Raw genomic sequence first — 12,733 nt, 5'->3', positions numbered from 1 at the left:
ATTAAAATTAATAATTATGGCAAAAGGAACTTTTGACCGTTCGAAACCACACTTAAACATTGGTACTATCGGACACGTAGATCACGGTAAAACAACTTTAACTGCGGCTATTACTAAAGTATTAGCTGATGCAGGATTCTCTGAGGCTAGATCTTTTGATCAGATTGATAATGCTCCGGAAGAAAAAGAAAGAGGTATTACAATTAATACTTCTCACGTAGAGTACCAAACTGAGAAGCGTCACTATGCACACGTAGATTGTCCAGGTCACGCCGATTATGTTAAGAACATGGTAACTGGTGCTGCTCAAATGGATGGTGCTATTTTAGTTGTTGCTGCAACAGATGGTCCAATGCCACAAACTAGAGAGCATATCTTATTAGGTCGTCAAGTAGGAATTCCTCGTATCGTTGTTTTCTTGAACAAAGTTGATATGGTTGATGATGAAGAGCTTTTAGAATTAGTTGATATGGAAGTTAGAGAATTATTATCTTTCTATGAGTACGATGGAGATAATGGTCCTGTAGTTTCAGGTTCTGCTTTAGGAGCTTTAAATGGTGAGCAAAAATGGGTTGATACTGTTCTTGAATTAATGACAGAAGTTGATGCTTGGATTGAAGAGCCTTTAAGAGAGGTTGATAAAGATTTCTTAATGCCTGTTGAAGATGTATTCTCTATTACAGGTCGTGGTACTGTAGCAACTGGTCGTATTGAGACAGGTATTGCAAACACAGGAGATGTTGTAGATATTATAGGTATGGGAGCTGAAAAAATGACTTCTACTATTACTGGTATTGAGATGTTCCGTCAAATCTTAGATAGAGGTGAGGCTGGAGATAACGCAGGTATCTTATTAAGAGGTATTGCTAAGGAAGATATTAAAAGAGGTATGGTAATCTGTAAGCCAGGTTCTGTTACTCCACACGCTAAATTTAAAGCAGAAGTTTATGTTTTAAAGAAAGAAGAAGGTGGTCGTCATACTCCATTCCATAACAATTACCGTCCACAGTTTTATGTAAGAACAACGGATGTTACAGGTACAATTAACTTACCTGATGGTGTTGAAATGGTAATGCCAGGAGATAACTTAACAATTACTGTTGATTTAATTCAGCCAATTGCATTAAATGTAGGTTTACGTTTCGCTATCCGTGAAGGTGGTAGAACTGTAGGTGCAGGTCAGGTAACTGAATTATTAGATTAATATTTTATATTGATTTAACACAAGTATAAATTTAAAAGGGTGTCCCGATTTTATCGGGATGCCTTTATAAATGAAAATATAAACGGGTTTAGCTCAGTTGGTAGAGCACTGGTCTCCAAAACCAGGTGTCGGGAGTTCGAGTCTCTCAATCCGTGCAAAAACATACAATTAGAATGAAGTTTATACATTATATTAAAGATTCTTTTGATGAACTAAGCAATCATATGACTTGGGTTTCAAAGGAAGAAGCTCAAAAGACAACAGTAACAGTAGCAGTGTTCACTATTTTGTTCGCTTTAGCTGTAGCAGGTATAGACTATGTTTTTCAAACAGGTTTAGATAACTTTTTCACAATGTTTAAATCTAATTAGAGATGGCAACTGATTCAGTAATGAAATGGTATGTTGTTAGAGCCATTGGTGGACAAGAGAATAAGGTAAAAGCTTACATAGAGACAGAAATCTCTAGAGTAGGCTTATCTGATTATGTAAATCAAGTAATCGTACCAACTGAAAAGGTAGTTCAGGTGCGCAATGGAAAGAAAATTAATAGAGAAAGAGTTTATTTTCCGGGTTACATTATGGTAGAAGCTAATTTGTCTGGTGAAGTTCCTCACGTTATTAAAGCTATTACAGGAGTAATTGGCTTTTTAGGTGAAACAAAAGGAGGTGAACCTGTACCTATGCGTAAATCTGAAGTTAATAGAATGCTAGGTAAAGTAGATGAATTATCTGTAAGAGATGAGAATGTCGCAATTCCATTTAATATAGGTGAGACAATAAAAGTTGTCGATGGACCTTTTAATGGTTTTGACGGTACTATTGAAAAAGTTAATGAAGAAAAGCGTAAGCTTGAGGTTATGGTGAAAATATTCGGAAGAAAAACACCATTAGAATTAAGTTATATGCAAGTAGAAAAGATATAATTGTTACACAAATATATATCGATTTATTTTTTGGCTTCCAACTTAAAATAAATCATTAAACATTTTTAAAATGGCAAAAGAAGTTAGTAAAGTAGTTAAGTTACAAGTAAGGGGAGGCGCAGCGAATCCATCGCCGCCGGTTGGACCCGCTTTAGGTGCTGCTGGTGTTAACATTATGGAGTTCTGTAAACAGTTTAATGCAAGAACGCAAGACAAACAAGGTAAGGTTTTACCGGTTGTTATTACTGTTTTCAAAGACAAATCGTTTGATTTTGTTGTAAAAACTCCTCCTGCAGCAGTTCAGTTACTAGAAGCGGCCAAAATTAAGAAAGGTTCAGGTGAACCAAACAGAAAGAAAGTAGCATCAGTTACTTGGGATCAGATTAAAACAATTGCAGAAGACAAAATGGTAGATTTAAATGCCTTTGAAGTTTCTTCAGCAATGCGTATGATTGCAGGTACAGCACGTTCTATGGGATTAACAGTAAAAGGTGATGCACCAGCATAAACTTTATAAAAAGTAGTAAAATGGCAAAATTAACAAAAAAGCAAAAAGAAGCTTACGCAAAGGTAGATAGCTCTAAATCTTATGATTTAGCAGCAGCTTCAGCTCTAGTCAAAGACATTACTAATGTAAAGTTTGATGCATCAGTAGACTTAGCAATACGTTTAGGAGTAGATCCTCGTAAAGCTAATCAAATGGTTCGTGGTGTTGTAACATTACCACACGGAACAGGTAAAGATGTTAAAGTTTTAGCATTAGTAACTCCAGATAAAGAAGCAGAGGCTACAGCAGCTGGTGCTGATTATGTAGGATTAGATGAATATCTTCAAAAGATAAAAGGTGGTTGGACAGACGTCGATGTGATCATCACGATGCCAAGTGTAATGGGTAAATTAGGTCCTTTAGGTAGAGTATTAGGTCCAAGAGGATTAATGCCAAACCCAAAGACTGGTACCGTTACTATGGATGTTGCAAAAGCCGTTCAAGATGTTAAAGCTGGTAAAATAGACTTTAAAGTAGATAAAACTGGTATTGTACACGCTGCAATTGGAAAGGTATCTTTCGATGCTAAGAAAATTGAAGAAAATGCAAACGAGTTAATACAAACAATTATTAAATTGAAACCTACAACAGCAAAAGGAACGTATGTAAAAAGCGTTTTTATTTCTAGTACTATGAGTCCTAGTATACCTGTTGAAGTTAAAACTGTTTAATACGTTAAAACTTATAATTATGACTAGAGAAGAGAAATCACAAGTAATACAAGATTTAACAGCAGTATTAGCAGATACAAACACTTTATATTTAGCAGACATTTCTGGTTTAGATGCACAAACAACATCTAATTTAAGAAGAGCTTGTTTTAAAGCAGGGGTTCAGTTATCAGTTGTTAAAAATACGTTACTTGCAAAAGCAATGGAAGCTTCAGATAAAGATTTTGGAGACTTACCAACAGTATTAAAAGGAAATACTTCAATGATGATTTCTGAGGCTGCAAATGCACCTGCGAAATTAATCAAAGAGTTTAGAAAGAAGTCTAAAGATAGACCTTTATTAAAAGGTGCATTTGCAGAAGAATCTATCTATATTGGGGATGATCAATTAGATGCTTTAGTAGATATTAAATCTAGAGAAGAATTAATTGGAGAAATCATTGGATTATTACAGTCTCCTGCTAAGAATGTTGTTTCAGCATTACAGTCAGGTGGACAAACACTTTCAGGTATTATTAAAACTTTATCTGAAAAATAATTACGCGCACAAATAAACTATAATAAACAAAATTTTTAAAAACAATTAAAATGGCAGAATTAAAAGATTTCGCAGAGCAATTAGTTAACTTAACAGTAAAAGAAGTTAATGAATTAGCTACTATTTTAAAAGATGAGTATGGTATTGAGCCAGCAGCAGCAGCAGTAGCTGTAGCAGGACCAGCAGCAGGTGGAGCAGAAGCTGCAGATGAGCAAACTGAATTTGATGTTATTTTAACAGCAGCAGGAGCTTCTAAATTAGCAGTTGTAAAATTAGTTAAAGAATTAACTGGTTTAGGATTAAAAGAAGCTAAAGGTATCGTAGATAGCGCACCAGCAGCAGTAAAAGAAGGTGTATCTAAAGATGAGGCTGAAGGTCTTAAAGCATCTTTAGAAGAAGCTGGAGCTGAGGTAGAGCTTAAGTAAGCTATTACTCCCGACGTGTAAACGTAACGGGAAAACAAATTTAGGTTTAGGTACTAGGGACGCTTGTCTCTAGACCTAAACCATTTTGTGTATATATTCGTTCTTTATTTTAATTCAGATTTTAATCAAAAAAATATACTCTTTTGGCAACGAAAAACACTACTGAAAGAATCAACTTCGCAACTTCTCAAATGATTAAAGAATATCCAGACTTTTTGGATATTCAGGTTAAATCTTTTCAAGATTTTTTCCAACTTCAAACGAAAGCAGAAGAAAGAGGTGAAGAAGGTTTGTACAAAACCTTCATGGATAACTTTCCAATTACAGATACAAGAAATCAATTTGTATTAGAATTTTTAGACTACTTCGTAGATCCACCAAGATATTCTATACAAGAATGTATCGAAAGAGGTCTAACACACAGTGTGCCTTTAAAAGCACGTTTAAAACTTTACTGTACAGATCCAGAACACGAAGATTTCGAAACAATTGTACAAGATGTTTATCTTGGTACAATACCTTATATGACAAACTCTGGTACTTTTGTAATAAATGGTGCAGAGCGTGTGGTAGTTTCTCAGTTACATAGATCACCAGGTGTGTTCTTTGGGCAATCTTTCCACGCGAATGGTACAAAACTATACTCAGCAAGAGTAATTCCTTTTAAAGGTTCTTGGATAGAATTTGCTACCGATATCAATCAAGTAATGTATGCTTATATTGATAGAAAGAAAAAATTACCAGTAACAACATTATTCAGAGCCATCGGTTTTGAAAGAGATAAAGATATTTTAGAGATTTTTGATCTTGCAGAAGAAGTTAAAGTTTCTAAAGCTGGATTAAAAAAAGTATTAGGTCGTAAATTGGCTGCTAGAGTTTTAAAAACTTGGCATGAAGATTTTGTAGATGAAGATACTGGTGAAGTTGTATCTATCGAAAGAAATGAAATTATTTTTGATCGTGATACAATTTTAGATAAAGAACATATAGACGAAATAATAGATGCAGGTGCTAAAACCGTTTTACTTCATAAAGAAGATAACGATATGGCAGATTATGCAATTATACACAATACGTTACAAAAAGATCCTACCAATTCTGAAAAAGAGGCAGTAGAACATATTTATAGACAATTACGTAATGCAGAACCGCCAGATGAGGAGACTGCAAGAGGTATTATAGATAAGTTGTTCTTTTCTGAACAAAGATATAATTTAGGTGAAGTTGGTCGTTTTAGAATGAACACTAAACTTCAGTTAAACGAACCTATAGATCAAAAAGTATTAACTAAATTAGATATTATTACTATAATTAAATATTTAATTGAATTAATAAACTCTAAGGCAGAAGTTGATGATATTGATCACTTATCTAACAGACGTGTAAGAACTGTTGGTGAGCAATTAGCAGGTCAGTTTGGTGTTGGTTTGGCTCGTATGGCTAGAACAATTCGTGAGCGTATGAATGTGCGTGATAATGAGGTGTTTACTCCTATCGATTTAATTAATGCTAAGACTTTATCATCTGTAATTAATTCTTTCTTTGGTACAAACCAGTTATCTCAATTTATGGATCAAACGAATCCATTAGCAGAGATTACGCACAAGCGTAGATTATCTGCACTTGGGCCAGGTGGTTTATCAAGAGAAAGAGCAGGTTTTGAGGTTCGTGATGTTCACTATACTCACTACGGACGTTTATGTCCTATTGAAACACCTGAAGGACCAAACATTGGTTTAATTTCTTCGCTTTCTGTATTTGCAAAAGTGAACAATTTAGGTTTTATCGAAACTCCTTATAGAAAAGTAGATAATGGTGTAGTTGCTAAAGAAGAACCAACTTATTTAAGTGCAGAAGAAGAAGAAGGTAAGAAAATTGCTCAATCTAATTTAGAACTTAAAGAAGACGGTAGTATTGTTTTAGATAGAGTTATTGCTCGTGAAGAAGGAGATTTCCCTGTTGTTACACCAGATGTAATTGATTATATGGATGTTGCACCTAATCAAATTGCGTCAATATCTGCATCTTTAATTCCTTTCTTAGAGCATGATGATGCGAACAGAGCCTTAATGGGATCTAACATGATGCGTCAAGCTGTACCATTATTAAGGCCAGAATCTCCAATTGTTGGTACTGGTTTAGAACGTAGAGTTGCAAAAGATTCTCGTATCTTAATTAATGCTGAAGGGGCAGGTGAAGTAATTTATGTAGATGCAAATAAAATTACAATTAAGTATGACAGAACAGAAGAAGAGAAACTAGTAAGTTTTGATTCTGATGAAGTTTCTTATAACTTAATTAAGTTTAGAAAAACAAATCAAGGAACTAATATCAACCTAAAACCAATTGTAGAAAGAGGTGATAGAGTAGAAGAAGGTCAGGTTCTTTGTGAAGGTTATGCTACACAAAAAGGAGAATTAGCTTTAGGAAGAAATATGAAAGTAGCCTTTATGCCTTGGAAAGGGTATAACTTTGAGGATGCAATTGTAATTTCAGAAAAAGTTGTTCGAGAAGATATATTTACATCTATTCATATTGATGAGTATTCTTTAGATGTTAGAGATACAAAATTAGGAACTGAAGAGTTAACTAATGATATTCCTAATGTTTCTGAAGAGGCTACAAAAGATTTAGATGAAAACGGAATGATTAGAATAGGAGCAGAAGTTAATCCTGGTGATATCTTAATTGGTAAAATTACACCAAAAGGAGAATCTGATCCTACTCCAGAAGAAAAATTATTACGCGCTATTTTTGGTGATAAAGCTGGTGATGTTAAAGATGCTTCTTTAAAAGCTTCTCCATCATTAAGAGGTGTAGTAATTGATAAGAAATTATTTAAGAGAGCCTTAAAAGATAAAAATAAAAGAATTAGAGATAAAGAAGCAGTAGCTACTTTAGAGCAATCTTTTGTTTCTAAATTTGAAGGTTTAAAAGACGAATTAATCGAGAAATTATTTACTTTAATTAGTGGTAAAACTTCTCAAGGAGTATTTAATGATTTAGGAGAAGAAGTTTTACCAAAAGGTAAAAAATATACTCTTAAGATGTTAAATTCTGTTGATGATTATGTGCATTTAACTGGTTCTTGGACAACAGATAGCGATTTAAATAAATTAGTTGGTGAGTTAGTTCATAACTACAAGATTAAAGTTAATGATTTACAAGGATCATTACGTCGTCAAAAGTTTACAATTTCAGTTGGTGATGAATTACCAGCAGGTATTTTAAAATTAGCTAAAGTTTATATTGCTAAGAAACGTAAACTTAAAGTTGGTGATAAAATGGCTGGACGTCATGGTAACAAAGGTATTGTTGCTCGTATAGTTAGAGCAGAAGATATGCCTTTCTTAGAAGACGGAACTCCAGTAGATATCGTATTAAATCCATTAGGTGTACCATCTCGTATGAACATTGGTCAGATTTATGAAACTGTTCTTGGTTGGGCAGGTCAAAAATTAGATACTAAATATGCAACTCCTATCTTTGATGGGGCATCATTAGAGCAAATTAACGGAATTACAGATTCAGCTGGTGTACCAAGATTTGGACACACATATTTATATGACGGAGGAACAGGTAAACGTTTTGATCAACCAGCAACAGTTGGTATTATCTACATGATTAAGTTAGGTCATATGATTGAAGATAAAATGCATGCTCGTTCTATAGGACCATACTCATTAATTACACAACAACCATTAGGTGGTAAAGCACAGTTTGGTGGTCAACGTTTTGGAGAGATGGAAGTTTGGGCACTTGAAGCATATGGTGCATCAAGTATCTTAAGAGAAATCTTAACTGTAAAATCTGATGATGTAATGGGTAGAGCAAAAACATACGAAAGTATTGTGAAAGGTGAAACTATGCCAGAACCTGGTTTACCAGAATCATTTAACGTATTAATGCATGAACTTAAAGGTTTAGGTTTAGACGTTAGATTAGAAGAATAACAAAAATTGATACAAGAAGTAGGTTTATAATCTACTTCTTGTAATCATTTATTTATAAGTCTCATTGAGGCCATTTTTACAATTTTAATTCGAATCCATCAACATGGCAAGAAAACAAGAGAAGTACACTGTAAAAAAGTTTAATAAAATCTCAATTGGTTTATCATCACCAGAAGCTATTTTAGAAATTTCTAAAGGTGAAGTTTTAAAACCAGAAACAATAAATTACCGTACACATAAACCAGAAAGAGATGGTTTATTTTGTGAGCGTATTTTTGGTCCTGTAAAGGATTATGAATGTGCTTGTGGAAAGTACAAAAGAATTCGCTACAAAGGTATCGTTTGTGATAGATGTGGTGTAGAAGTAACAGAAAAGAAAGTACGTAGAGATAGAGTAGGGCACATTAATTTAGTGGTTCCTGTTGCTCATATTTGGTACTTTAGATCATTACCTAACAAAATGGGTTACCTTTTAGGTTTGCCATCTAAGAAGTTAGATATGATTATTTACTACGAGAGATACGTAGTAATTCAGCCAGGTATTGCTAAAAATGCAGAAGGAGAACCATTACAAAAAATGGACTTCTTAACAGAAGAAGAATACTTAGATATTGCTGATGAATTACCACAAGATAATCAATATTTAGAAGATTCAGATCCAAACAAGTTTATCGCTAAAATGGGTGCTGAGTGTTTAATTGACTTATTGGCAAGAATCGATTTAGAACAATTATCTTTCGATTTAAGACACAAAGCAAACACAGAAACTTCTAAACAACGTAAAACTGAAGCTTTAAAGCGTTTAAATGTTGTTGAAGCATTTAGAGATTCTCAAAAAAATAGAGAAAACAATCCAGAATGGATGATTATGAAGGCGGTTCCGGTAATTCCACCAGAATTAAGACCTTTAGTTCCATTAGATGGTGGCCGTTTTGCTACTTCAGATTTAAATGATTTATATAGAAGAGTTATTATTAGAAACAACCGTTTAAAGAGGTTAGTTGAAATTAAAGCTCCAGAAGTTATTTTACGTAACGAAAAACGTATGTTACAGGAATCTGTTGATTCTTTATTTGATAACACACGTAAATCGTCTGCAGTAAAAACTGAATCTAACAGACCTTTAAAATCTTTATCAGATTCATTAAAAGGTAAACAAGGACGTTTCCGTCAGAATTTATTAGGAAAGCGTGTTGATTATTCTGCACGTTCTGTAATTGTGGTTGGACCAGAAATGAAATTATCTGAATGTGGATTGCCAAAAGATATGGCAGCAGAACTTTACAAGCCTTTTGTAATTAGAAAATTAATTGAAAGAGGTATTGTAAAGACTGTAAAATCTGCAAAGAAAATTATAGATAGAAAAGAACCAGTTGTTTGGGATATTTTAGAAAATGTAATTAAAGGTCATCCAGTTTTATTAAACAGGGCTCCTACTTTACACAGGTTAGGTATTCAAGCTTTTCAACCAAAATTAATTGAAGGAAAAGCAATTCAATTACATCCACTAGCATGTTCTGCATTTAATGCCGATTTTGATGGAGATCAAATGGCTGTGCACTTACCATTAGGACCAGAAGCTATTTTAGAAGCTCAATTATTAATGTTGGCCTCTCACAATATCTTAAACCCTGCAAATGGTGCACCAGTAACTGTACCTTCTCAGGATATGGTTCTTGGTTTATATTATATGACTAAAGAGAGAATTTCTACTCCAGAAGTACCAATCAAAGGAGAAGGGTTAACTTTTTACTCTCCTGAAGAAGTTACTATTGCTTTTAATGAAGAAAAAGTAGACTTAAATGCAGGTATTAAAGTAAGAACTCAAGATATTGATGAAAACGGAGAACAAGTAACTAAAATTATAAAAACTACTGTTGGTAGAGTTTTATTTAATGAAGTTGTTCCTCCGGCTGCTGGTTATATTAATGAAGTATTAACTAAGAAAAATTTACGTGGAATTATTGGAGGCATTTTAAAAGCTACTAATATTCCTACTACCGGAGAATTCTTAGATAATATTAAAAATATGGGATATAAATTTGCTTTTCAAGGTGGTTTATCATTCTCATTAGGAGATATCATTATTCCTGCAGAAAAGCAAGGAATGATTGATGCAGCAAACAAAGAAGTTGAAGCAATTGTAGGTAACTATAATATGGGTATGTTAACGCAAAAAGAGCGTTACAATCAGGTAATTGATATTTGGGGAAGAACAAATAACGATTTAACTGAGTTATCTATGAAACGTTTACGTGAAGATCAACAAGGTTTCAACTCTGTATATATGATGCTTGATTCTGGTGCAAGGGGTTCTAAAGAGCAAATTCGTCAGTTAACAGGTATGCGTGGATTAATGGCTAAGCCTAAAAAGTCTACAGCAGGAGGTGGAGAAATTATTGAAAACCCGATTCTTTCTAACTTTAAAGAAGGTTTATCAATTTTAGAATACTTTATTTCTACTCACGGTGCTCGTAAGGGTCTTGCCGATACAGCCTTAAAAACTGCCGATGCAGGTTATTTAACTCGTAGATTGGTAGATGTATCTCAAGATGTAATTATTAATGAAGAAGATTGTGGTACATTAAGAGGATTAGAAGTTGCGCCTTTAAAGAAAAATGATGAGATTGTTGAATCTCTATCAGATAGAATTGAAGGACGTATTTCTTTAAATAATGTTTATCATCCTGTTACAGAAGAGTTAATCTTAGAAGCAAATCAACCAATTACTTATCAATTAGCAAAAGCAGTTGAAAATTCAGGTGTAGATAGTGTAGAAGTTAGATCTCCTTTATCATGTGAATCTACAAAAGGTATTTGTGCTAAATGTTATGGTCAAAGTTTATCTACCCTTAATAAAGTTCAAATTGGTGAAGCAGTTGGTGTAATTGCAGCACAATCTATTGGAGAACCTGGTACACAGTTAACATTACGTACTTTCCACGTTGGTGGGGTTGCGGGTAACATTTCTGAAGACAATAAATTAATAGCTAAATTTGACGGTAACGTAATTATTGAAGATTTAAGAACAGTTGTTGGTAAGGATAGTGAAGGAAATGATGCTGATATTGTAATTTCTAGAACAGCAGAAATTAAAATTGTAGATAAGAAAACTGGAATTACACAAAGTACAAATATTATACCTTACGGTTCTATTATCTTTGATAAAGAGAGAAAGACAATTAAAAAAGGTGATGTAATTGTACAATGGGATCCATTTAACGGTGTAATTGTTTCAGAATTTAGTGGTAGAGTTAAGTTTGATAACTTAGAGCAAGGTATTAACTACTCTGTTGAAGTTGATGAACAAACTGGTTTCCAAGAGAAAGTAATGATAGATTCTAAGAACAAGAAAATTATCGCTTCTTTAATTATAGAAGATGAAGACGGTAATGCTCTACGTTCTTATAGTTTACCGGTAGGAGCTCACTTAATGATTGATGATGGACAGATGGTAGAATCTGGACATACATTAGTGAAAATACCAAGAAAATCTGGTAAAGCAGGGGATATTACAGGAGGTTTACCACGTGTAACAGAATTGTTTGAAGCACGTAATCCTTCTAATCCATCAGTAGTATCAGAGATTGATGGTGTAGTTTCTTTCGGTAAAATTAAGCGTGGTAATAGAGAAATTATTGTTGAATCTAAAACTGGAGATATTAGTAAGTATTTAGTTAAACTTTCTAACCAAATTTTAGTTCAAGAAAATGACTTTATTAAAGCTGGTATGCCATTATCAGACGGAGCAACAACTCCTTCGGATATATTAAGAATTAAAGGGCCATCTGCAGTTCAAGAATACTTAGTAAACGAAATTCAAGAAGTTTATCGTTTACAAGGTGTAAAAATTAATGATAAGCATTTCGAAGTAGTTGTACGTCAAATGATGCGTAAAGTTAAGATTATTGATTCTGGAGACACTTTATTCTTAGAAAATCAATTAATTCATAAGATTGACTTTATCAAAGATAATGATGCAATCTACGGAATGAAAGTTGTTGAAAATGCTGGAGATTCTGAAAATTTAAGAGCTGGACAGATTATTTCTGCACGTCAATTAAGAGATGAGAATTCTTTATTAAGAAGAAACGACCAAAACTTAGTTGAAGCTAGAGATGCAAGACCAGCAACAGCAGAACAAGTATTACAAGGTATTACAAGAGCTTCTTTACAGACGAAATCATTTATTTCTGCAGCTTCTTTCCAGGAAACTACAAAAGTATTAAATGAAGCAGCTGTAAGCGGTAAAATAGATACTTTAGAAGGATTAAAAGAAAATGTAATTGTAGGTAAGAGAATACCAGCAGGTACAGGTATGAGAGCTTATGAAAACATTCTAGTTGGTCCTAAAGACGAAATAGAACAAAGTTTTTAATACTAGCTTTTATTAGTAATATATTTTAAAAGTTGAATTGTTTACTGTAACTTGTTTTACATTATTCAATTCAACTTTTTTATTATAAATTA

Annotated in this window: 9 protein-coding genes and 1 tRNA gene; all 10 read left to right on the top strand. The window is 33.4% G+C overall.

The genetic code is table 11. From position 1 onward, the window contains the following. The first annotated feature begins 16 nt into the window (after positions 1 to 16). A complete protein-coding gene (gene tuf, locus ACYPV9_RS08785; RefSeq protein WP_299065454.1) occupies positions 17 to 1,204 on the top strand; it encodes an elongation factor Tu in 1,188 nt (395 codons plus the stop codon). Positions 1,205 to 1,286: 82 nt separating this feature from the next. Next, a tRNA-Trp gene (locus ACYPV9_RS08780) sits at positions 1,287 to 1,359 on the top strand. An 18-nt stretch (positions 1,360 to 1,377) separates the two neighbouring features. After that, the gene (secE, locus tag ACYPV9_RS08775; RefSeq protein ID WP_459743076.1) at positions 1,378 to 1,575 is read left to right on the top strand and encodes a preprotein translocase subunit SecE; all 198 of its coding nucleotides are present in this window, start codon (positions 1,378 to 1,380) and stop codon (positions 1,573 to 1,575) included. A 2-nt stretch (positions 1,576 to 1,577) separates the two neighbouring features. Further along, complete coding sequence (gene nusG / locus ACYPV9_RS08770; RefSeq protein WP_299065460.1) at positions 1,578 to 2,129, top strand: transcription termination/antitermination protein NusG; 552 nt, start codon at positions 1,578 to 1,580, stop codon at positions 2,127 to 2,129. A 70-nt stretch (positions 2,130 to 2,199) separates the two neighbouring features. After that, positions 2,200 to 2,637, top strand: a complete 438-nt coding sequence (gene rplK, locus ACYPV9_RS08765) for a 50S ribosomal protein L11 (RefSeq protein ID WP_077808826.1) — start codon at positions 2,200 to 2,202, stop codon at positions 2,635 to 2,637. Between the two features lie 20 nt (positions 2,638 to 2,657). Continuing rightward, positions 2,658 to 3,347, top strand: a complete 690-nt coding sequence (rplA, locus tag ACYPV9_RS08760; protein ID WP_299065467.1) for a 50S ribosomal protein L1 — start codon at positions 2,658 to 2,660, stop codon at positions 3,345 to 3,347. 19 nt (positions 3,348 to 3,366) lie between these two features. Continuing rightward, a complete protein-coding gene (rplJ, locus tag ACYPV9_RS08755; protein WP_077811321.1) occupies positions 3,367 to 3,885 on the top strand; it encodes a 50S ribosomal protein L10 in 519 nt (172 codons plus the stop codon). Positions 3,886 to 3,935: 50 nt separating this feature from the next. Next, positions 3,936 to 4,310 carry a 50S ribosomal protein L7/L12 gene (gene rplL, locus ACYPV9_RS08750; protein ID WP_077808828.1) on the top strand — a complete coding sequence of 125 codons (375 nt, stop codon included), beginning with the start codon at positions 3,936 to 3,938 and terminating at the stop codon, positions 4,308 to 4,310. 143 nt (positions 4,311 to 4,453) lie between these two features. After that, positions 4,454 to 8,263, top strand: coding sequence for a DNA-directed RNA polymerase subunit beta (gene rpoB, locus ACYPV9_RS08745; protein ID WP_299065477.1), 3,810 nt, complete (start codon positions 4,454 to 4,456; stop codon positions 8,261 to 8,263). Positions 8,264 to 8,366: 103 nt separating this feature from the next. Beyond that, the gene (gene rpoC, locus ACYPV9_RS08740; RefSeq protein ID WP_299065480.1) at positions 8,367 to 12,641 is read left to right on the top strand and encodes a DNA-directed RNA polymerase subunit beta'; all 4,275 of its coding nucleotides are present in this window, start codon (positions 8,367 to 8,369) and stop codon (positions 12,639 to 12,641) included. The last annotated feature ends 92 nt before the right edge of the window (positions 12,642 to 12,733 follow it).

The sequence above is a fragment of the Polaribacter sp. OB-PA-B3 genome (assembly GCF_054589375.1).
Note: the sequence above shows the minus strand (reverse complement) of the source record. Positions and strands in the feature narration are given on the sequence as shown.

Excerpts from the sequence above, each read along its gene's own strand:
- tuf (WP_299065454.1), top strand. The coding sequence starts at position 17 with ATGGCAAAAGGAACTTTTGACCGTTCGAAACCACACTTAAACATTGGT.
- secE (WP_459743076.1), top strand. The coding sequence starts at position 1,378 with ATGAAGTTTATACATTATATTAAAGATTCTTTTGATGAACTAAGCAAT.
- nusG (WP_299065460.1), top strand. The coding sequence starts at position 1,578 with ATGGCAACTGATTCAGTAATGAAATGGTATGTTGTTAGAGCCATTGGT.
- rplK (WP_077808826.1), top strand. The coding sequence starts at position 2,200 with ATGGCAAAAGAAGTTAGTAAAGTAGTTAAGTTACAAGTAAGGGGAGGC.
- rplA (WP_299065467.1), top strand. The coding sequence starts at position 2,658 with ATGGCAAAATTAACAAAAAAGCAAAAAGAAGCTTACGCAAAGGTAGAT.
- rplJ (WP_077811321.1), top strand. The coding sequence starts at position 3,367 with ATGACTAGAGAAGAGAAATCACAAGTAATACAAGATTTAACAGCAGTA.
- rplL (WP_077808828.1), top strand. The coding sequence starts at position 3,936 with ATGGCAGAATTAAAAGATTTCGCAGAGCAATTAGTTAACTTAACAGTA.
- rpoC (WP_299065480.1), top strand. The coding sequence starts at position 8,367 with ATGGCAAGAAAACAAGAGAAGTACACTGTAAAAAAGTTTAATAAAATC.